The sequence below is a fragment of the Vibrio sp. Of14-4 genome (assembly GCF_022347625.1).
Taxonomy (GTDB): domain Bacteria; phylum Pseudomonadota; class Gammaproteobacteria; order Enterobacterales; family Vibrionaceae; genus Vibrio; species Vibrio pristinus.
The window spans coordinates 54,983-76,668 of sequence record NZ_JAKRGI010000002.1; the positions used below are offsets into that span (position 1 = coordinate 54,983).

Sequence of the window (21,686 nt, forward strand, 5' to 3'; positions counted from 1 at the left end):
GCCCTCCCTACAATTTCATTCAGACGTTCGGCGAGTCTTAAGGTGCTGACAGAATAGAAAAAGAAAGTCGCCAACCACACAACCTACACCCAATTTTGATATCAATCATTGATGCGTTTTTTTTAAAAGAACGTATTATGACTGATTAATAAAGTTATTGGCTGGAGCATGAAAGTTGTGACTAAAACAAATGGCACTGAAGCACCGCATTTCAAAAAAAATATGGAGGACTTTGCTATGAACGCAGACTACTCTTTGCTCAACACTCTACACGCAGATCCAGATGCAACAAGCAGTGGTGAGGATCATCTGCCAAGACAGGTGCTGTCTGGGCACTATGTGCCAGTCAAACCTTCTCCGATTGCTGATCCTGTTTACATCAGTCACAGTAAGACGTTTTTTAAAGAACTAGGCCTCAGTGACAAACTAGCAAAGTCAGAAGAGTTCAAACACCTTTTTTCCGGCGACATGAATCATGTGCCAGAGGCGATGAAAAATATCGGCTGGGCAACGGGTTATGCACTCTCGATCTTCGGTACCGAATACATACAACAGTGCCCATTTGGAACCGGTAATGGTTACGGTGACGGGCGAGCCATTTCAGTATTTGAAGGCGTATTGAATAATAAGCGCTGGGAAATGCAACTGAAAGGCGGTGGTCCAACGCCTTATTGTCGAGGGGCCGATGGTAGAGCAGTACTTCGCTCAAGTGTGCGAGAATATCTTGCTCAAGAATACATGCATGCTTTAGGGATACCCTCATCTCGTTCCTTATGCCTTTTTGTATCTCGAACCGACACTGTCGACCGACCATGGTATAGTGAAGGTACTCGCTCAGATAACCCCGACATCATGGTGTCTAACCCCGTCGCGATTACCACGCGAGTCGCGCCTTCTTTCTTACGAGTTGGTCAGCTTGAGCTCTTTAGTCGTCGTGCTCGCAGCCTCACCGATGCTGATGTCATGAAAGAACTCGAGATGATAGTGCTGCATATCATAGAGCGAGAATATCGAGACGAGATTGAGCACTCACTGCCACTCACACAGAAGGTCGTTATTCTTGCCGATAAATTTCGAGAGAGATTAACCTCTCTTGTCACTAATTGGATTCGTGTTGGCTATTGCCAAGGTAACTTCAACAGTGACAACTGCGCAGCAGGAGGCTTCACTCTAGATTACGGACCATTCGGTTTTTGTGAATACTTTGAGCCTTATTTCCAACCATGGACAGGCGGTGGAAACCATTTCGCCTTTCTAAATCAACCCCTAGCTGCAGAAAAAAACTTTGAAACCTTCTGCGCCGCACTTAAGCCACTGTTGCACTCTTCACCAGAGCAAGAGGAGCAATTGGACGATATTTGTGAAGGCTTTTCGCCAATGATGCAGGATAAAGTCAGTCAGATGTGGGCCGACAAACTTGGCTGGGAAACATTCGACAATGCTCTTTTCAATCAACTTATTACTCTGATGATGAAAACTCATGTCGACTACACCATCTTATTCCGCGAGCTTTGTCATATTCCAGGTGACGTCTCAGGTATTGAGCCGAGCTTCTACGCCAAGCCAAGTGAAGAAATCCTTAATGAATGGCAGCGATGGTTATCTTCATGGCGAGATAAGGTTCTTTCCACTTCAAGTCCTGAATCTGCGTCGGATCAGATGAAAAAAGTAAATCCCAAGTATACATGGCGAGAATGGCTGATTGTGCCTGCCTATCAACAAGCAGAGCAAGGGGATTATTCACTTATTCATGAGTTAGAACAAGTACTCCAAGATCCTTATGGCGAGCAATCATCACAGGTAGAGGAAAAGTACTATCGCTTAAGACCGCTAGAGTTTTTTGCCTCTGGCGGCGTTTCTCACTACAGTTGCTCATCTTAAGACTATGTATAGCTTTCCAATTTATAGGCGAACGAGAGAGGACTCAGCCAGTCCTCTCTCAAAGTTCCGGATTTATTTACCGCCGATACTTAATCGAGCGAACCGAATGTCTGGTGCAAAGAAGGTATGACTATCATTGTTCATTTGTGTATCCCCTACAGCATCCACTTCAGCTAACATCTTGTAGAAGTTACCAGCCACAGTTATTCCACGCACCGGTTGAATACGCTGCCCATCACGACACAAAAAACCACTAGCGCCAAACGAAAAATCGCCACTGACAACATCAGCGCCAGAATGAACACCTTGCAGCTCTACAAGTTCGAGATATTCACCGGACTGGACTTCAGCAAGGCTACTACGACCAAGTGCAATCACTTTGTGATTAGCCGAAACATCCAAACTGGATTTCGCCCCTCGCGCAGCGCTTGCCGTCGATTTAACTCCTAGATAGCTTGCGCTATGACTATTATGCAGTAAGGTTTTCAGCTCGCCATTTGCAATCAAGATGTTATCTTGGGTAGCAAAACCTTCGCTATCAAAGCCCGAAATCGCCATACCGCTCGGCATATAAGCCACATCTGACAGAGAAATTAGTTCGCTGGCAACCGTATGTCCAACTTTGTCGGCAAGCGGCGTCACGCCTTTCATTGCACTCACACCAGAAAAAGCACTAGCGAAAGCACCAAATAAACTGCTAAGGGCGTTAATAGTGAACACAACAGAATAATTTCCGGTTGCCACTGAAGCACCATCCAGTAGCTCTTGGGCTAGACGATAGCCTTCGTCAACACATAAGTTCGAATTTAAATCAGCGAAGCGTCGACCGACCGACATTTTGCCCGCCATGGCTTGTTTACCATTTTGCTCAAACAAGGCATAGGCATAGCAACTAAACGAGCGTTCAAAGTGCTGACACAAGCTGCCTTTAGTATTCGCTACAATAAGCTCGACTTCCTCATCGCTATAGCCATTGTAAGGGGAACTGACGCCTTCCGACTTATCGATAAGGTTTTGCTCTAACCCAAGGGCTAGTTCAATTTTTTCATCGACTGATGTTGTGTCTTGCTGTGCCAGCTCGGCTACGTCAGTTTCAATCTGGCTATCGGTACAAGCGATGGTTTGATGCTCATCTTGCTTGGCAAATCGTGCGCTTTCTAACGCATTAGCCAACATCGAATCTAAACTAGATGGCTCCAATGATTCGGAATAACTGGTCGCCACGCGTGCTTGTTTGATAACGCGTACACCCATAACTTGGCTAGAGCTTACCTTATACTCATCAAGTTGGCCTTGGTTTGCTTTTAGAGAAAAACTGCTGTTACGACTGACAATCACATCCGCTTCCGCGCCATGTTCCTTGGCTTTAGATAACACGTAATCCACTGACTTAAGAAGTTGTTCTTGGCTCATCAGTTGCCACCTCCAACCAAAATATTGTCCACTTTAAGCGAAGGCTGGCCAACTGTGGTAGGAACAGAGCCACTGACCGAACCACACATGCCCGGTGCCAAAGCCATGTCTTGACCAACCATACTGATTTCTTTAAGTACTTTCGGTCCCGTACTGATTAGGGTCGCCGTTTTGAGGGGTTTGGTCACTTTGCCATTTTCAATCAAGTAAGCTTCCCTCACCGCAAAGTTGAACTCTCCAGTACCGGGTTGAACTGACCCTCCTCCCATTTTTTTGGCGTAAATACCTCGCTCTATACCAGCAAACATATCATCAAGAGAATGACTGCCCGCTTCGATAAAGGTATTTCTCATCCGTGAAGCTGGGGCAAACTTGTAGTTTTGGCGACGACCAGAACCCGTTGGTTGATAACCTGTTTTTAGACTGCCCATTTTATCAACCATAAAACTGGTCAATTGACCATCTTTAATTAGCTGGGTACGCTGCGTCGGCATGCCTTCGTCGTCAATATGAATTGATCCCCATTCGTTGGTCATAGTGCCATCATCAACCGCACTCACCGCAGAGTGTGCAATCATCTCGCCCATTTTGTCATGAAATACAGAGGCTTTCTTGGCAACGGCTGTGGTTTCAAGCAAGTGACCACAGGCCTCATGGAAAATCACACCGCCGAAACCATTACCAATTACCACCGGCATCTCACCCGATGGACACGCGTCTGCACCTAATTTCACCAAGGCTTGCTGAGCAATAGTTTGCCCAAGCTCTTTCGCATCCAAATGCTGACTAAATTCCCAACCTGATAGAGCGCCGGGGCCTTCAGAGCCAGATGTTTGCTCGCCGCCTTTTTGCGCAACAGTATTACCTGCGATGCGAATATAGTGACGAGTATCATCCACTTGTAAGCCATCTGAGTTGAAGATAGCGACTTTCTGCTCACGTTGAAGGACGCTACCGATAAACTGGCTAATACATTCACTTTCTTCACGCGCTGCTCGATCTGCATCCAGCAAAAAGGCAATTTTCGCATCGAGATTCGCATCTTGGCTAAGAGGCATTGTACAGCCATGTTGAACTGAGTAAGGGTGTAAATTTAACTCTCCTGCTGAGGCAATTTGCTCACGTTTATCTTTGGCTGCAAGCAAAGACGTAACGCGCTTTAATTCGGTTTCATCCGTACTGTTGGTGTAGCCATACAGGACTTTTGGGCCATAAAAAAGCCGGATACCGATACCAAAATCGATACCCGAATTGACTTTATCTACCTCACTTGAAGCAACTTGAACCGTATTCGTCTGATGATGTTCAACGAATAGCTCGGCAAAATCAGCACCCAAGAATAGGGCATGATCAATGACGGCTTTGGCTGTGACAGGGTTAAGCATGAAATCTCCTAGGCGACTGCACTGATACATTTCATCTTAACAAGAACCGCCCCTCACTGCCTCTACTCTTGGTCTGATTCTTGATATTTCTTAACGCTAGGCGATCAACTTTTTAGATACTAATGGCTGCGCGAGAGGCTCCCTTAGCTCGCTTTTACCCTTAAGTTCCATCATGATTTGTTTAATCAATATGCCATAAATAAACATCATAGGAAGCCCGGCCACCACACAAAGCGATTTTATGGTATTGATGCCTCCTCCGGTTAGAAACACGCTAAAGCTAATCAAGGCAATGGCTGCTGCCCAAAGAAGCTTAACCTTAATATCTGGGTCTCCATTTAACGACAGCTGGTTAGTCGTCAGCATAGAGGTAGCAACACTCGCACTCGACATCGTCGTCAGCATTAAAAAGAATTGGATAATCAAAAACAGAACAAGAACCAAGTTCTTAGCTGGCAGTGTTTGAATTAAAGAGACAACGGCAAAAGTGAGCCCGCCTTCACCCATCCAGTCTTGGATTGGATACCCCCCCAATAACTGAGCCCAAACCGCATAACCACCAAAAATAGAGATAAAGAACGCACAGCCCAAAGAGCCCATGGAAATAGAATAAAGAATAACTTCGCGTATCGTACGACCTCGGGATATGCGGGTAATGAATAAGCCCATCATGATCAGATAAGCGTAATACCAAAACCAATAATACTGGGTCCAAGCTTGCGGAAAACCACTTTGCTGTACCGGGTCTGTCCAAAGTGACATACGGAAAAAACTATCAAGCATTACACCAACAGAGTCGGTGAAGTTATTCAAAATAAATTGTACATTGGACGAGAACAGAACAAATAGAGCGAAAATAATCGCCGATATCACAGTATAGTCCGATACCTTATTGATTCCTTTATTAAATCCTACCAAGGTAACAGCAAAAAGAACCAGCACGAACACCAATATTATACTGCCTTGTAAAACGAGGTTGTTCTCAACGCCTAATAACTGAGCAGCGCCGGCGCTAAGCAGAGTAACCGTCAATGCCAATGAGCTGGCGAAAGCCGATAAGGTGCCAAAAATCGCCAGTAAATCGATACATTTAGCAATGAATTTATTGCGACCTAGTACTGGTTCACACAGGGTAGAAAGCTTCAAGGTTCGTTGCTTTTTGACGTAAAAGGCATAAGCAAACGGAATCGCAGGGAAACAATAAATCGCCCAGCCAGTGATCCCCCAATGAAAAATAGAATAGGTAACAGACCAGGCTGCAGCGCTGTAACTATTGGCGTCTGCAAAAAGAGGAGGTGATTGTAGATAATACATGGGTTCGCCAATTCCCCAATAAATTAAAGAGGCCCCCACACCTGCGGTAAATATCATTCCTCCATAAGAGAAATTGGAGTATTCAGGCTTATCGTCACCCAAGCGAATATTTCCGTATTTTGAGAACGCTAACCATAGCAAAAAACCAACCAGCGCAAGGCTGCTCAGTTGTACCAACCAGCCAAACCAATCAGTAACAAAAGTCATCGCATTACCCGCTAATCCCTGAGCTTGCTCTGGGTACAGCGATGAAACCAGCAAAATCAATAAAACGGTTACAATCGCGGGGATAGCCAGTCCTAAGTTAAGATTTTTCAAGGCTATCTCTCCAGTTTGCTAATGCTTGGATGTGGCTTGGCTCGATACCACAACAACCCCCAATGATACTCGCGCCCAGTTGATACCATTTTTGCGCATATTCAAGGTATTCCGAAGGTGAGAAATACCTCATCTCTTGTAAAGACTCGTTGGCTTGATGATCAGATTTAATTGGCGCAAAGCTGTTGGCATACGCGCCAATAATGAGCGCTTTACCGGTTTGCTCTATTACTTGATTCACTTCTTGGATAGCATGTTCGATCACTTCAGGTATTGAGCAGTTAAAGAAGATACCTGCTACATTTTTATCCAGCAGCTCAGAAACTGCGTCAGAAACTGGTTCTCCAGAACGAAGGCATGGTGACTGGTCAGTCTCATCCTGCAGGGTAAAAGAGATGTATACGGGCTTATCTGTGTTAGATAACACTTGCGTAATCACCCTCATTTCGCCAAGGCTTGCAACCGTTTCTGCCAACCAAACGTCCACATATTGCTGCTGAGCATCGACTAAATGAGATGTGATTGCCTGTGCTCTTTTCGCATCGAATAAGTCTGGACGATAAGACCCAAAAGCTGGTGGGATTGCTCCAGCGACCAGCACTTCTTTATCTGACTCTTGTTCCACTTCTCGGGCAAGCTGCGCGGCTTGCTGAGCCAACGCATATCCTTTTTCCGCATAAAGCGTTTCACCTAAATGGAAAGGCACACAAGCATAACTATTGACGGTTATGATTTGTGCGCCTGCATCAATAAAACCATGATGAGCTTGTTTGACATGCTTTGGTGATTCGATTAGTGCTTGCGCACTCCACAAGGGCTGAGAAAAGGGCGCGCCAATGCGTTTTAACTCGCGCCCCATTCCGCCATCTAATATTGTAAGCTTAACCATTCAGACATCCATACGTCTTAACATCCAAATAATCATTAAACCATAACAGTACGCAAGTTAAAGTTAGTTTTCTTCATACTCAACATGAATAATTTTCATGTTGAGTATGCCGTTATTCTCCTTTAATAGGCCATGGTTTCCTCGGTGCTTGGAAACTAGGCTCTCCTAGCACTTGGCTCGACAAGACATAGAAGCCATGGTTTGTGAAGAGCCAAAATAGGTTTCGGTCGTACTCAACATAGACAGAATGAGATAAATTGCCCATGGCATAGTCAACCACTTTGTCTGGTGCAAAAGGCGGTACAAAATAAGCTACGACAGACGCTTCATTTGGCTTAGAAACATCAAACACTTGTAGGCCAGCATTGTAGAAGTTGTAAGGCAGCAAACCAGATTGGGCCGTGCCTGGCTGATGGTAGGCTCCTGTTCGTTTGGGACCAAAGCTGCCTCGGCGCTGACAATAGTCTTTAAAGTCTGCCTCTTTTGGCGGCATAGGACGAGGGAGGACTCCTTTTACCGCCGGACTACTGGGCTCTGATACATCGATGATATAAACGTCCTTATAAGGCTCATAACAGTCTTCATTGAGTGGATAGCCGCTGTAGTATACTAGACCCGTTTCCTGGACTTGAGACACATCAATAAAATCCCCTTCTGTGCCTGCTACACTCGGTGGAAAGTTCACATGTCCTACGACCTTCATCTGACTAGGGTCACGGATATCGACCACATAAAAACCTAATCCACCCATAGCTGCATAGGCATAGTCCGCATCTTTATCACTCAAAAATAAGGACATACGAGCGCCCATCCACGACGTGCGGTTACCTGCTCTCGGATTATCTTGATACGCCTTTTCATGCTCAGCGTCACCAACAATTTGGCCCGGAACCGACAGCATATCGAGCAAACGAGGGTTGCGAGGATCCGACATATCCCACGCCTGATATCCAGCGCTATAAAGATCGTTGGCATATTCAGTTAGGGCATATCGTTTATCTGGGGCTGCAGCAAGATACATAACGCCGTCACCATAATACACTGGGATATCGCGTACACCAGAGCCTTGCTGTTGACCAACTGGCGCATCTGGGTGAAGAATATCTGTGGTGCGCTCAGCAAGCAAAGTCCAATCTTCCGGCATGGGCCCTTTCATGCTGTATACCTTAAAACCTTTTAAATGCTGACTTTGCCGAATAGCTTTAACTTGTTCTGGACTACGATACTTATCCTTAAGCAAGCCAAAGCGCCTTACCTCATAGGCTTGCACCATCACATAACTTTGCTCAGACTCACTCCATTGAATCGAGGCTGCGCCCATCATTTCTCCGTCTTTGAAAGGAGACTGCAGCTCTCCAGGGCCAGATTTCCCCCAAGTATGACCTTTGGTTAGTAGCAAACGCACATCTTTAGGGTTAGTCACATCAAAGATTTTTAGGTCACCTCTGACATACTGATATAAGTAGCGCTTGCCATCAAAATCCACCATATTTTGCCAAGTATGAAAAGGCTCAACGGTAATCGGATAATAGGCTTCAACCGTCATATTATGCTGATAGCTTTGTGTATCCCAATAGTCCAACTGGCCTTCAAATGGCTGGGCCTGATGAGAACTTGGCGCTTCCTTTGGGTGATAAAATCGCCCATCCGGACCAAACCCATAATCAGATGGACTGGGAGCTTTAGGCTCCTTATTGGGAGATAAAGAAACTTGCCTTTTTACCATCTCATCATCAATCACATATGGCGTATAAGCGCTCGCTGCACACACCATATTACTGGCAATTAATGAAACCAAAACAAGTGAACGTATCGGAATCGAATCAAACATAAACAGCCTTATTATCAATCAAGTAGACGCAAAAAAGACTATATCCTAGCCAGAATTCAGAAAACTGAACCTTGTTTGCTTTATCTCAATAGGATATCGGGAGTTTGGTCAGTAACAGGACTTCGTCATATAGTCGGATACTTCCTACTCTTATAATTGCAACGATAAAAATAAAAAGAGAAAGAAACATTATGTTCAATTAAGATATTAATGGTAAATATAATAAAAATACATTCCTTATCTATATAAAATGCTTGATAAAAAACACATAAAGAGTAATGATACAAATAACAATTAAATACACATTAAATATGAGATTAAGATCATACAATTAATAGTTTCATATGAAATGGTTGTTACATGTATAATATTTCTTGCTAAAAAGGTTTAGATAATGAAAAAATCAATATTTGTGGCTTTAGGTTTACTGGCTATTTCTTCCAACGTTCTTTCTGAGAGTAAGCTAGCAGGTCAAAATACATCATCCTTGACGCATGAGGATATTTTCAAAATTTATTTAGAAAATAATGTTATCTATGACCAAAATAACATGCCACAGGGTTATGATGGTGATATTACCGCAGTATACATGACACTCAATAAGGTTAGAGGAAGGCTACAAAATATTACATCTGACATCAATCGTGAGTTCCTATATAGCTCTCCTCGCGATGAGGACTCCAGGTCTGAGCTGATTGATATAGTTGAAAGCCTGATTAGAACAGTAGATAAGCTACAAAGGCTTAGATCTGACTTTTTGAGTAAGCCAGAGTCAATAGATAAATATTATGCTCGTAGTGTCAATATAAGTAACCATACGAAAAGAGTAATGAGAAAAACAGAGAAAATGATTTCAACAGGAGATATTCGCTCAGGTTATGCAAATGAGATTAACTTCATTTCTGATCTTTTGAAGAATATATCATATGGTTATAGAAACAAATCTTTAACATTAATATTATCACGCGGTGATACATCGAACAGTGAGAAAAATCCATACTCAGAAAGACTAAACCTTAAATTTTGAACAACCGATTAGGTAGTTTGTATTTGGATGCATCCTAGTGTAATGATGCATCCAATGTTTACTCTTTTTGTGAACCTAGTGGATCCAAAAGATATTGATTACTATACACAACAACACTAACCGCCACGCCAATAAACACCCATTCTAGGGTAAATTGGCTGATACTCAGCAAACGGTCCATCAAATCATCGATCTTTGAAGTCCACATATACAATACAAACTTTGCGCCGCTTTGAGTCAATATCAACAGAGCTGCTATAGTTTTGAGCACAAGAATTTTTAGATTTCTGATACCATTTTGACCAATCAAATAACACACAAAATAGGCGGCAATCATAGGCTCAATAAAGGTCACCGATGCGATAATGTCGACTATCTTAGGATATGGGAAAGACAGCACCCCCGAATCGGATGGCGGAGTAACAAACTGAGCAAGTGGGGCCGTGATTTGTTGCAAAAATGGGGTTAACCAAAGATGTATCCCAACGCTATAAACAGTGACCACTATTGCTATGACAAATAGAGTGTAGCGCCTTACTAAGTAGCGTTGAAAGCTAATAATGCCAAGCGTTGTCACAAAGGTGACTAAAAGCTCGGGAAGATAACTTAAAACCCAGACAAATAAATACTTCTGGTCCACCGTATAGCCAGCAGTGAGTGGTAAACGGATAAAAAGCTCTTGGATTGCAGCCATAGTGACAAAAGCGATGCCAAATTGTTGAGCAAAGCTGATTGATGACTTCCAACGCACCAATTGCAAACTCAGCCATAATAGTCCTAAGCTTTGAATGACAAACATAGCGGTCTCTGTCCATTGAGTCGGTTTCCATTGAGGGTACAACACCCCCAGATGCATCATTTGTATATGGATATTCACAGCAATTATACCCATGACAAACAAATACAGCCCAAGCCATTGTCTTGATGGTTTAGTGGACATAGATGACTCCTCAGTCACTGGCGCTGAATAACAGCGCCTAGTTAACATTGTCTTGATTAAGCACTTGGCTGATATTCCAAAATATCACCGGGTTGGCATTCTAAGACCTGACAGATTTTTTCTAATGTACTGAAGCGAATGGCTTTGGCCTTACCATTTTTTAAGATTGATAGGTTTTGCTCACTGACACCCACTCGCTCAGATAACTCCTTTAAGCGCATCTTACGTTTGGCCATCATCACATCCAGATTGATTATAATATCCACCGCAAACTCCTAAATTGTGTGTTTTTGCTCATCAGCAATTTGCTGGGCTTGGTGCATAACATGTGAGATAACCAACACAATACACCCGCAGAATATGGCCATCACATCCAAACCTGAAAAACTTAGCGACAAAACACGCTCACCTGGCGGATTATTAAAACTTAACGCCACTGAAATAAGCCCTGAGTAGATAAAACCACCAATCGCCCAGTAAAAGAATACCAAACCAAGCTGCCGATAGTACTTAACCGTCTGAAGAGTAAATATTTCAGCATTTTCGTAACTTCTAAATAATTTCTTCAATAAAACAAGGGCATAAAACACAATCCCACAAGGCAATGCGCTAGCCAACAAGGCCCAGAGACGAGTTTGAAGTGTTAAAGGCTGCTGGATAAAAGCGTCAATTTCATAAGATAATTGAATGATACCAGTCTCGTTTAAAACATCACTCGAAGTTTGCACCGTGAGCCAAAAATAAACCGTCGCCAAAGGCAATAACACCAGCAAAAAGTTAAGAATTAGTCCAATTTTTCGGCTGTAGGTTTGAATCTGTTGCATAAAAGTCTCCTATTAATTGATGGAGGCATCTTAACATCAAAAACCAATAAAACAACAAATATTTATCGAAAAGCATTAAATTTTTAATATTTAATGCGTGTTAATGTTCATGGTTTAGGTAAGCTTAATAAACTGGCGTGATCTATGGAGCAAAACGCCAATAGAGGCAGTTAATAGCAGGCATATTCTTAGATATAAATATTTGTTTAGGTTACAGTTTAATGCTCACTGTCCTTAACAAAAAAGTTTAAAAATGAGTGAAATTAAAACAATAAACCAGTTGGAAGCTCTCTATCCCAAACCCAGTCCTAGAGCCCAGAACAAGGTTTTACCCACTTTAGATCGCCACGCCAAAACAATGGTCAATCACACCCATTTTGTCATTCTAAGCACTTGTGACGCACTAGGCTTTACTGACATCTCTCCACGAGGAGGCGTTCCTGGTTTCGTCAAAGTGGTCGATGACTCCACCATATTGATACCTGATAGCTCGGGTAACAATCGATTAGATAGCCTAAGAAACATTATCAACAATCCCAAAATTGGATTGATGATAATGGTCAACGGTATTGATGAAGTGATTCGCATTAAAGGCAGGGCAAGCATTCACACCGACTCAGAGATATTGGCAGCGTGTCCTGATGGAAAAAAAGCGCCTAAAGTAGTCATCAAAGTTACCATAGAAAACCTGTATTTTCACTGTGCTAAAGCCATAATGCGAGGAAAACTGTGGTCAGGTGAATATAAGGTTGAACGTTCAATACTTCCCTCTCTAGGCCAAATATTAAAGGAGCAACAGAGCCTTGACTGTAAGGATATTGATCAAAAAGAAATGGTGAAATACTACAAATCAACTCTTTAGGATACTAGGACACTCACGGTATTGAGTGTCCTATACATTTCCGTTTGTATGCTTTTAGGGACCGTTAAGAAAACTTCTTAGCTACCGCCTCTATCTCATTAAGCGCATTATCGATTTGCTCATTGGATACATAGGGCGCTGGGCCGAGTCTGAGCTTGTTTCCTCTGCTATCACAATGGATACCTCTATCTTTAAGTAGATTCACCCAATCGCAAGCATATGGTGAGATTAAAGATAAAAAACCTGCGTTATCTTCAATGTTATGCTGCGGAAGAGATAAGACTGTGCTGCCGAGATTTAAACTCTCAATGCCTTGCCAAAGCCTTTTTACTTGCTGCTTGTTAAGATCAGCAAGTCGACCTATAGATAAGTCCTGCTGGTCAAAAAATTCAAACACAGCAGCCGCGCGATAATGGCTAGTCGGGTCATAAGTTGAGCCAGCAAATGCCGCTTGCCCTTTTCCATAGCTCACTTGATCAGGCGCTTGACTGAGCGACTCAAACTCAGCAAACCAGCCTGTGATAATTGGGGAGCCTTGGTAGTCAGGAGGAATACGCATAAAACAATTGCCCTCGCCTGCTTGGCAATATTTATACCCGCCACCAATAACAAAAGCGCCTTGTAACCGCCACTTGGCAAGATCAAACTCAAGCACATTAATCGCATGATAAGCATCAACAACACATGGAATGTTGAGTGATTTTGCAGCCTGTACAACTTCACCGACTTGCTTAAATATTTGGCTGGTTGCGAAGAAGACCGCTGACAACATGACAGCATCAGTCGATCGATCCAATTTTTCGATAATCCGATTGGATAAGGTCTCAAGTGGTAGAGTTGGGACGACCTCGATATTAATACCCAGTGTTTTTAGTCTATTTAACTGACGGCGCATTGAATGAAACTCGCCATCCGTCGTGACTATTTTTATCTGTGTGCTTTTCTTCACTTTGAAGCAATTGAGATCCGATAAAAACCTCAAGATAAGCTCGTGTGTTGAGTCTCCAAGCGCAATTTGTCCACTAGGGTCGCACATAGCACGTCGATAGAAATTCCTGACTTTTTCTGCTTTTTCAAACGCAAGCTCCCACTTATCATCAATGTGCTTGGCCGCATCATTAAAACAATCCATCACGCCCTGTTTGGCCACATCAGGCCATGCTTGATGAGAATGCCCAGATAACAAAATGCGCTCACTCACATCAAAGCCCTGATAATGCGTTTGCAGGTCTATGGTCATATCCATATTTAATCTCACTTCGTCTAAAGTTGTGTACGCACTTCAAACAGCTCTGGAAAAAAGCTTATATCAAGCGCTTTTTTTAAAAATGCCACGCCAGATGAACCACCAGTCCCTTTTTTGTGGCCTATGATACGCTGTACTGTATACATATGTTTAAATCGCCATTGCTGGAAACTGTCCTCAATATCCACCAGTTTTTCTGCTAACTCATACAACTCAAAATATCGGTCAGCATCTCGATAAACCCTAACCCACGCGTTGAGCACCGACGTATTTCTCTCATAAGGTAAACTCACATCCCTCGACAAGTGGTTTTGATCTAACTCTAACCCTTGGTCATCAAGCAGAGATAGTGTTACGTCATATAAACTGGGTGCTTCTAATGCTTCTTTAAGCTCGTGATAAACTTTAGCATCGCTTTCATGAACTTTAAGAAATGCTTGATTTTTATTGCCAAGCAAAAATTCAAGCTTTCGATAACCATAAGATTGAAAACCTGAAGAATGGCCCAAAGCATTTCGAAATTTTAAGTAATCGACAGGAGTTAATGTCGACAGAATGGTCCAAGAATGAGTAAGTTGATTAAAGATTTGTTTGACACGAGAAATTACTTTAAATGCGTGGCCAAAGTCTCCTTGTTTAAGGTTTTCTATTGCCTCAGACAACTCATGTCCAGCAAGTTTCAACCACAACTCACTCGATTGATGAATCACAATAAACAACATTTCATCATGTTGTGCAGACAAAGGGGTTTGAGCGGAAAGAATTTTATCCAATTTAAGGTAATCACCATAAGACATATCATCTTTAAAATCAGTATGAATGTCTTTTTCCATCTCTCGAAAACTGTTGTACGGACAACTCACAGCAAAATTCCTTCTTATTTTACGAATAAGACATCATGAGCATATGATGATGGGGAATTCAAGCTGACAACAAAAATAAAAAAGACACACTTGATGTAAGTGTGTCCTTGATATACGAATAAAGAGTATAATAGTCGTAACTTACACGCTGTCGACGTCTAAAACAGTAAGTAAACTACTGAGCATCCGCAGTAAAGACATCTGCATAAGTCGTGATTGTACGAAGGCTAACTTCGGCACTGTCAGTTTCTTGCGAATACAAGCCTAACTGACCCGTTGATTTATCATGACCTAAATTCTGGTTATTAAGACCATTGACCAAGTGATTGCTGTTGTCTTTCCAGCTCCAACGCTGGCTCAGGTTTTGGCTACATGTTTGAAGCTTGTCTAATGACTCCCCATCTAGGCACATGCTCACATTATTTGCACTCATGTATCGCCCCGATTTATCAAAAATAAAAGATTGTGTATCTTTGGTAGAATCGCATGTCTCAGGCACAATAGTTCCATCCTTGCTAACACCAATACAACGGTTGTTGAACCCACCTAGTTGCAGGTTAACAGGTCTGCCACCAGTAAATACAGGGTGATTCCAATCCACTTCAAACGAGACACTCTTATTAACTCGGCGACGGCCATCGTTTTCAAAACCATGATATGAATGGTTTGTTACGAAATGTTTATAGGTACCGTTATAGATAGGACGGATATTCACCGAAGAGTCAATGGTAAATTCAGTTTTACCTGTCGCATTCGGGTCAGCCGTATAAATGACTTCCATTTTCGGAACAAAGCCCGTGTGACTGATAGTACTTATCCTGCTGATATCCAATGGATACACATTGGCCCATAGAGCATCTGTCGAACGGTTCATCATTGACTCAGCGGTATCAAACTGATCACGTACCCATTTAAATCGAATATTCTGTGCATCGGTACCTATCCTTTCAACACGGTAATCCTGTGTGTCGAACGTGAATCTAAGCTGCTGACTATAACTAGCACTTGCACCCAAAGATGCTTTAGGACCATCAGGGCCAAGGTCTCCGCCTGCGCTCACCCCTAGCTCAAACCCAGACACCTCTGTAGAACTGTATTTTGCATTAAGGTTTGTTCTTGGAACGGTTCTCAAAATTGCCGCTTTATCATTTGAAGCACTAAAAGCAAATTCATAATCTTGCGCTATGGCATCCGTTGCCCAATCAGTTACATACCCATCATAACTATTGTAGTCAGTGCCTGATGCACTAAGAGCACCAATAGAACCGGCACCGATAATCGGACTCAAGATACTCGTTACAACCGCTCCTGCAAATGCAGCATTATCGGCTTCGAGGTCGATATGAGAAAACTCGTGATCAAGATTTTCATTAAGATGGATACCAACACCTGATGTATCGTTATCTAGACTAATACGAACAATTTTTGCATCAGGAGTTGCAGAACCAGACTTACCATAGGGTAGAGAACGCTCCAAAATAACACGGTAAATAAGAGACATATTGGCGTTATCACAAAAAACTCTTTGACCCTTATTTTCAAAGTTGAGTGACTTATCAAAGGTACATTCTTGGTCAGTAATCGGACGATTTACCCTTAAATAGAATGCTACATGAGGAATAGTGCTTGCATCAGAGTTAACACTTTCACTGCCGTCTCGAAGTTCGGAGATTAGAGGGGTCTCTAGTTCAAACTTATTTGGATCGTTTTCATCGACTAGTGGAGTATAGAGCAACTCTCCTTTGTGTGGTGTAATAACCAAAAAGTCACTAGTAAATGATAGTCCAGTTTTATTACTGAGAAGCTTTTTTGCTTCTTCTTTTTGAGATGGGTCTTCAATTGCAGTGAAGTCAATTAGATAACGTCGTTCTAACTTTAAAACATTATCTTTAATGGTCGTCATCGATGGAGGCTCAACTTCTCCATTCAGCCAATAGCTCGCATTAATGTAGGCTACTTGGCTACTATTTTGTAAGCTACTTAATATTTGAACGGATACACCTTGGGGCTCATTTATCGTCGCACTAGCTGTATTCCATGCTATACAAGATGCAATAGTAATAGCGATAAGTGTCCTTTTTTTGTTTAATACCATAAAAACCTCTACAAATTTGTCATTTAGGTCCTACCTTTTAATAGATCTCATTATCTTTCATATAAAAATATATTATTATAATCAGAAATGACTGTAATGGAGCGTTATAACCAACTAGAAATCAATTGCATAAGAAATTGTTTTATAAGCAGAATATTGCCCTTTCATCCATGGGTGTCTAGAACGAACTTTAATTAAACAAGTAGTCTCGACACAAATATAAATACAATTATCAATATAAGTTGAGAAGTGGAATTATTTTCATTTTAACCATGGATCGCAAAAACAAAAATAAGCCTAAATACATATTGATGTTAGTGGTAATTAAATGATAGAGTAAAAAATTTAATGTGGTGTTAAATTATAAAAATAATTAATATTTAAATTATTATTTTTAATTTTTTAAGAAATTAAAATGCAAAATAATAGTATAATTAAATTTTATATGAATTTAATTATAGATCAACCCGCTACTATTTAAAAATTATTAAATAATTTATTTTCCGTTTTTAATGTGAAGTTAAATGCATATTTCATTAACTAAGTATCAAACTAAATAATAAAGCAGACTTTGAGTAAATTTTGGATCAATAACGTGCATTATTGCTTAAAAAGCATTTTTAAAGTGACTATCGGAATGTTTTACGCTATACATCAAAATCCTATAAGGATTGACTAACGGATTGGACCAAACATTGAAAAACAGCAGAAAAAAAATGGTAGCTTGGGGCTTGGCGACTCTAGCATCTATCCTACCTAATACGAGCTCTGCCTCTGATAACAATCACAATTTACTCGGCTACTCCGTTGCTTGGAAGCAGACCGCAGCAGAGTATAGAGCACTCTATTATCAGGGCTTTAATCTTGCCAAAATGCATCTTGATAACGCCCTAGCGGAACATAAAAAGGGAGATAAGCCTCTAGCTATAGTGACAGATCTTGATGATACTTTAGTGCTGCCACTTGAATACTGGGGAAAATTGATACAAAACAATAAGGATTTCTTTGAAGATCCATTATGGGATGAATGGATCCCGACAAACGGTATGGTTGCAAGCCCTGGTTCTAATGATTTTCTTGAATACGCAACTCGCAATAATGTAGACATCTTCTACGTCACCTCTCGCGATCAAGGAGAGCCAACATGGAAGTTAGCCAAGCAAAATATCTTAGCTATGGGCTTCCCGCTAAAAGACGATGCCCATCTTACCGTGTTGACAGACACATCCAACAAAGAAACACGCCAAAATGAAATATTAAGGGATTATAACGTGGTTGTCTTTCTTGGTGACAACCTCAATGATTTCAGGCGTAAGTATTACATCAAAGGTGATGTGAAAGGACGCATAGCTAAAATGGAAGAAGATAAAGATCTTTTTGGCAGCAAGTATATCCTTTTCCCGAACCCAACAGATGGCCATTGGCTTGCCGCTATTTTTGGTCAATCAGAGCCCGAAGCAACACCAGAAAATCGAGAAAAACTCATTCAAGCCGCAACGAAATCAGCTTGGTTAGGTAAGTAACCCCCGTCAACACCAAACCAAAATAGCCGTTCATATTCAATGAACGGCTTTATTTTACACTCTAGGTGTTAGTTAATAGACCGATCTAACTTGAAGCTTGCCACAATACTGACATCATCAAAATTCCGATAGCCACGGACCATAACATTGAACTTTCCTGCTGGTTTATTGAAAACACACTGCTCGTTGCTCCCATTTTGGAATGGCCGACAGTCAAATTCAGTCTTTGACACAGGACCTTCATAACTTACATATAGGTCCGCATCACCACCTTGAGGACCAGAAATGGAAATAGTTACTTCGCCAGCTTCCGTTGTTGTGAAACTGAACAACTGCTCATCAAAATAGCCAGAGGATAGCTCCTCAACTGGTACTCCATCTTCCAATTCTTTTATTGGCGAATCAATATCATCAAGACTTGTTTCGACCAAATAAGCTATCGCCAATTTGGCAAATTTTGTTGCATGACTTGCAGTAGGGTCAGAATTTTCTAGCGTGTCATTTGGTGTGTGAAGATTTGGGTTGGTATCATGAAAATAGCTTTGTGCTGGTATTGCTGCTGAGTAACCTGCATTGTGCCAAGACGCATGATCAGAACATGCGTACCCACAACGATCGGTATCATAAGTTAATTCACTGACGTAGGTATCCATTAATTCGGTAAGAAATTCGACTAACTTAGCGTCTGTATAATCCGTCATAAAGGTCACATCATGAGCCGAACCCTGATGGTTGGTCATATCAAGCTGCAACACAGAAATCACATTAGCCTGCTCTGCCTTTAACGTTTCAGCAATATCTTGAGAACCTCTCAGGCCCACTTCTTCTGCTGCATACGCATAGAACTTAATTGTGCGGTCTGGCTGAATGCCACTAGCTAGCATAAGTCGTAGGGCTTCAGTTGTTGTAGCAATACCTGATGCATCATCATCTGCCCCTGGCGAGATTGTCCCTTCTGTTGTCCATGAACCCACTGTCGAATCAAGATGTCCGCCTATTGCAACAATTTCTTCAGGATATTTAGCACCGAGTAAGGTTACCTCAACCGACTTTTGTGGATAATCACTATGTGAGATTTGCCTTGCCGAGGCAAAAGGCACCTCTTTTATTTCCTCACTCCAGCGCTGAAAAAGCCAGTCGGAGGCTGCCACTCCTGTGGTTGTAGTATAAAAACGATTAGTGAAGCTAGTAAGCTGTTCAATAGTATTCACTATGTTATTGGGTTCAACTTGACCTATGAGTGATTGGACCGTCTCGTGATGACTTATGACTGGTTTTCAAACACACTAATGGAAAGGGGCATTGCTGCTGCTCTTAAAGCGCTCTCCTCGTTATCATGCACCATATAGCCGCCGCAGCGGTGTTTGTCTTTATGCATATGACTCGACAATGCCGCTAGCTGGCCTTGATCAATTTTTGCGACAACCGCATTAGGGTAGGCTGCAAAACCTTTGTGAGCAAAGCTAGTAAGTATCGTTGCTCCATGTTCCACGATAAGATGCTTGGCGTCAGCGTCTGTGGTGATCCAAACTTCTTTCTCTTTTAAATCGGTCGATCCTGCTGAAGATACTGACATATATCCAAGTAAGCCAAGAGCGATAAGCGTTTTATTCATACAAAATTCATCCTTATTTTGATGTTGCTTAAATACAAAAGAGGGCTCCATGAGGAGCCCTATATTGTTGTGATCTGATTAAGCGTGACTAGATTGACGGTTAGTCTTGAGGACTTTCAGGGCTGAAACTTGCGACAATATCGACGTCTTCAAAGTTTCTATACCCACGAACCATGATGTTAAACTCGCCTGCTGGCTTGTTGAACACACACTGCTCGTTGCTACCATTTTGGAATGGACGACAATCAAATTCAGTCTTCGATACTGGGCCTTCGTAGGTCACATATAAGTCCGCATCACCACCTTGTGGGCCAGAAATCGAAATGGTTACTTCTCCAGCTTCAGTCGTATTGAAGGTAAAGAATTGCTCATCGAAATACCCTGAAGAGAGGCCTTCAACAGGCACGCCATCTTCTAGTTCTTTGATCGGAGATTCAACATCATCAAGGCTCGTTTCAACCAAATAAGCAATGGCTAATTTGGCAAACTTCATTGCATGGCTGCCAGTAGGGTCAGAATTTTCTAACGTATCTTCCGCAGTATGAATATTGGAGTTATATTCATGGAACATGGTTTCAAAAGGCATAGCTGCTGGATATCCAGCATTGTGCCAAGAAGCATGGTCAGAACAAGCGTAACCACAACGATCAAATCCGTAAGTGAGTTCGCTGGTGTAAGTATCGATAAGTTCTTTCAGAAAAGCGGTTAGATTTGAATCTGTGTAATCAGTGATAAAGGTAATATCATGCGCGGAACCGTTATAGTTGGTCATATCAAGTTGCAGCGCTGACACCACATTAGCGCCATCCGCCTTCATGTTTTCAGCAATATCTTGTGACCCACGCAGACCCACCTCTTCAGCAGCATATCCATAAAACTTGATCGTACGATCAGGCTGAATACCACTGGCTATCATAAGGCGAAGTGCTTCGGTGACCGTAGCAATACCCGAAGCATCATCATCGGCTCCCGGAGAAATTGTACCTTCCGTTGTCCATGAACCAACAGTCGAATCTAAGTGACCACCAACCACTACGATTTCCTCAGGATGTTTGGCACCCAATAATGTCACTTCAACTGATTTTTGAGGGTAATCGCTGTGAGTTATTTGACGTGCCGATGCAAAAGGAACATCCTTAATTTCCTCACTCCATCGTTCAAGCAACCAATCTGACGCCGCTATACCTGTAGAGGTAGTATAAAAACGGTTGGTAAAGCTCATCAGATTTTCAATCGTTTCAACCAAATTATTCGGTTCTACCTGAGCAATCAGAGACTCCACAGTATCATTATGGCTAATGACTGGTTTTTCGAAATCGCTCATAGAAAGAGGCATAGATGCCGCTTTGATCGCACTTTCTTTATTAGCGTGCACCATGTAACCACCACATCTATGTTTATCCTTGTGCATGTGGCTTGATACCGCAGCAAGCTGACTTTCTTTAACTTTCGCGACAACCGCATTTGGATATGCTGCAAAGCCTTTATGGGCAAAACTTTTCAATACAGTAGCCCCGTGCTGAGTGATCAGCTCCTTCGCATCTGCATCTGTAGTAATCCAAACTTCACCCTCTTTTAATATGCTGTTATCCATTGAGGCAAAAGCAGATGTGCTGCTTATTAAAGCAATAGCTAATAGTGTTTTTTTCATAATGAGACT

16 protein-coding genes and 1 pseudogene are annotated in these 21,686 nt (G+C 42.1%); 4 read left to right on the forward strand and 13 right to left on the reverse strand.

The genetic code is table 11. The features are described from left to right. Window positions 1-237 precede the first annotated feature (237 nt). A complete protein-coding gene (locus MHN79_RS02490; RefSeq protein ID WP_239171572.1) occupies window positions 238-1,881 on the forward strand; it encodes a protein adenylyltransferase SelO family protein in 1,644 nt (547 codons plus the stop codon). Between the two features lie 72 nt (window positions 1,882-1,953). Here the strand turns inward: MHN79_RS02490 and MHN79_RS02495 are convergent, their stop codons facing one another. The 5 genes from MHN79_RS02495 to MHN79_RS02515 form a co-directional block, all read right to left on the reverse strand. Next, window positions 1,954-3,294: a TldD/PmbA family protein gene (locus tag MHN79_RS02495; RefSeq protein ID WP_239171573.1), complete on the reverse strand. Its 1,341-nt coding sequence runs from the start codon at window positions 3,292-3,294 to the stop codon at window positions 1,954-1,956. Then, window positions 3,294-4,679, reverse strand: a complete 1,386-nt coding sequence (locus MHN79_RS02500) for a TldD/PmbA family protein (protein WP_239171574.1) — start codon at window positions 4,677-4,679, stop codon at window positions 3,294-3,296. The genes MHN79_RS02495 and MHN79_RS02500 overlap by 1 nt, the downstream gene beginning before the upstream one ends. Before the next feature lie 96 nt (window positions 4,680-4,775). Next, window positions 4,776-6,311: a BCCT family transporter gene (locus tag MHN79_RS02505; RefSeq protein ID WP_239171575.1), complete on the reverse strand. Its 1,536-nt coding sequence runs from the start codon at window positions 6,309-6,311 to the stop codon at window positions 4,776-4,778. After that, the gene (locus MHN79_RS02510; RefSeq protein WP_239171576.1) at window positions 6,298-7,200 is read right to left on the reverse strand and encodes a homocysteine S-methyltransferase family protein; all 903 of its coding nucleotides are present in this window, start codon (window positions 7,198-7,200) and stop codon (window positions 6,298-6,300) included. The genes MHN79_RS02505 and MHN79_RS02510 overlap by 14 nt, the downstream gene beginning before the upstream one ends. A 112-nt stretch (window positions 7,201-7,312) precedes the next feature. After that, window positions 7,313-9,031 carry a hypothetical protein gene (locus MHN79_RS02515; protein ID WP_239171577.1) on the reverse strand — a complete coding sequence of 573 codons (1,719 nt, stop codon included), beginning with the start codon at window positions 9,029-9,031 and terminating at the stop codon, window positions 7,313-7,315. Window positions 9,032-9,425: 394 nt separating this feature from the next. On the opposite strand from MHN79_RS02515, the gene MHN79_RS02520 reads away from it, so the two are divergent. Further along, on the forward strand, window positions 9,426-10,058 hold the full coding sequence (locus MHN79_RS02520) for a hypothetical protein (protein ID WP_239171578.1): 633 nt from the start codon (window positions 9,426-9,428) through the stop codon (window positions 10,056-10,058). A 58-nt stretch (window positions 10,059-10,116) separates the two neighbouring features. Here the strand turns inward: MHN79_RS02520 and MHN79_RS02525 are convergent, their stop codons facing one another. Genes MHN79_RS02525 through MHN79_RS02535 form a run of 3 tightly spaced genes read right to left on the reverse strand, consistent with a single transcriptional unit; the run spans window position 10,117 to window position 11,822 of the window. Beyond that, window positions 10,117-10,998: a hypothetical protein gene (locus MHN79_RS02525; RefSeq protein ID WP_239171579.1), complete on the reverse strand. Its 882-nt coding sequence runs from the start codon at window positions 10,996-10,998 to the stop codon at window positions 10,117-10,119. Between the two features lie 56 nt (window positions 10,999-11,054). Beyond that, window positions 11,055-11,264: a helix-turn-helix transcriptional regulator gene (locus MHN79_RS02530; RefSeq protein WP_114784013.1), complete on the reverse strand. Its 210-nt coding sequence runs from the start codon at window positions 11,262-11,264 to the stop codon at window positions 11,055-11,057. Between the two features lie 9 nt (window positions 11,265-11,273). Next, the gene (locus MHN79_RS02535; RefSeq protein WP_239171580.1) at window positions 11,274-11,822 is read right to left on the reverse strand and encodes a DUF2975 domain-containing protein; all 549 of its coding nucleotides are present in this window, start codon (window positions 11,820-11,822) and stop codon (window positions 11,274-11,276) included. A gap of 253 nt (window positions 11,823-12,075) precedes the next feature. Here MHN79_RS02535 and MHN79_RS02540 point away from each other — a divergent pair, with 253 nt between their 5' ends. Further along, entirely contained in the window at window positions 12,076-12,684 is a 609-nt protein-coding gene (locus tag MHN79_RS02540; RefSeq protein WP_160928657.1) for a pyridoxamine 5'-phosphate oxidase family protein, read from the forward strand. 64 nt (window positions 12,685-12,748) lie between these two features. Here the strand turns inward: MHN79_RS02540 and MHN79_RS02545 are convergent, their stop codons facing one another. The 3 genes from MHN79_RS02545 to MHN79_RS02555 all read right to left on the reverse strand — a co-directional run bounded on the left by MHN79_RS02545 (window position 12,749) and on the right by MHN79_RS02555 (window position 16,888). Continuing rightward, window positions 12,749-13,930 carry a hypothetical protein gene (locus MHN79_RS02545; protein WP_239171581.1) on the reverse strand — a complete coding sequence of 394 codons (1,182 nt, stop codon included), beginning with the start codon at window positions 13,928-13,930 and terminating at the stop codon, window positions 12,749-12,751. A 17-nt stretch (window positions 13,931-13,947) separates the two neighbouring features. Then, a complete protein-coding gene (gene kynA / locus MHN79_RS02550; RefSeq protein ID WP_239171582.1) occupies window positions 13,948-14,793 on the reverse strand; it encodes a tryptophan 2,3-dioxygenase in 846 nt (281 codons plus the stop codon). A gap of 175 nt (window positions 14,794-14,968) precedes the next feature. Next, window positions 14,969-16,888, reverse strand: coding sequence for a leukocidin family pore-forming toxin (locus MHN79_RS02555; RefSeq protein WP_239171583.1), 1,920 nt, complete (start codon window positions 16,886-16,888; stop codon window positions 14,969-14,971). Window positions 16,889-17,583: 695 nt separating this feature from the next. Here MHN79_RS02555 and MHN79_RS02560 point away from each other — a divergent pair. Continuing rightward, window positions 17,584-18,411 (forward strand): HAD family acid phosphatase, encoded by an 828-nt coding sequence (locus MHN79_RS02560; RefSeq protein ID WP_239171584.1) that lies wholly within the window; start codon window positions 17,584-17,586, stop codon window positions 18,409-18,411. A 68-nt stretch (window positions 18,412-18,479) separates the two neighbouring features. Here MHN79_RS02560 and MHN79_RS02565 read toward each other — a convergent pair. Both MHN79_RS02565 and MHN79_RS02570 read right to left on the reverse strand, forming a co-directional pair. Continuing rightward, window positions 18,480-19,987, reverse strand: a pseudogene (locus tag MHN79_RS02565) (M20/M25/M40 family metallo-hydrolase). Between the two features lie 139 nt (window positions 19,988-20,126). Next, complete coding sequence (locus tag MHN79_RS02570) at window positions 20,127-21,677, reverse strand: M28 family metallopeptidase (RefSeq protein WP_239171585.1); 1,551 nt, start codon at window positions 21,675-21,677, stop codon at window positions 20,127-20,129. Window positions 21,678-21,686: the final 9 nt, after the last annotated feature.

What these genes read in the sequence shown, in the direction of transcription:
- MHN79_RS02570 (WP_239171585.1), bottom strand. Translation starts at nt 21,677, where the DNA reads ATGAAAAAAACACTATTAGCTATTGCTTTAATAAGCAGCACATCTGCT.
- MHN79_RS02525 (WP_239171579.1), bottom strand. Translation starts at nt 10,998, where the DNA reads ATGTCCACTAAACCATCAAGACAATGGCTTGGGCTGTATTTGTTTGTC.
- MHN79_RS02510 (WP_239171576.1), bottom strand. Translation starts at nt 7,200, where the DNA reads ATGGTTAAGCTTACAATATTAGATGGCGGAATGGGGCGCGAGTTAAAA.
- MHN79_RS02545 (WP_239171581.1), bottom strand. Translation starts at nt 13,930, where the DNA reads ATGGATATGACCATAGACCTGCAAACGCATTATCAGGGCTTTGATGTG.
- MHN79_RS02535 (WP_239171580.1), bottom strand. Translation starts at nt 11,822, where the DNA reads ATGCAACAGATTCAAACCTACAGCCGAAAAATTGGACTAATTCTTAAC.
- MHN79_RS02515 (WP_239171577.1), bottom strand. Translation starts at nt 9,031, where the DNA reads ATGTTTGATTCGATTCCGATACGTTCACTTGTTTTGGTTTCATTAATT.
- MHN79_RS02500 (WP_239171574.1), bottom strand. Translation starts at nt 4,679, where the DNA reads ATGCTTAACCCTGTCACAGCCAAAGCCGTCATTGATCATGCCCTATTC.
- MHN79_RS02520 (WP_239171578.1), top strand. Translation starts at nt 9,426, where the DNA reads ATGAAAAAATCAATATTTGTGGCTTTAGGTTTACTGGCTATTTCTTCC.
- MHN79_RS02490 (WP_239171572.1), top strand. Translation starts at nt 238, where the DNA reads ATGAACGCAGACTACTCTTTGCTCAACACTCTACACGCAGATCCAGAT.
- MHN79_RS02540 (WP_160928657.1), top strand. Translation starts at nt 12,076, where the DNA reads ATGAGTGAAATTAAAACAATAAACCAGTTGGAAGCTCTCTATCCCAAA.
- MHN79_RS02555 (WP_239171583.1), bottom strand. Translation starts at nt 16,888, where the DNA reads ATGGTATTAAACAAAAAAAGGACACTTATCGCTATTACTATTGCATCT.
- MHN79_RS02495 (WP_239171573.1), bottom strand. Translation starts at nt 3,294, where the DNA reads ATGAGCCAAGAACAACTTCTTAAGTCAGTGGATTACGTGTTATCTAAA.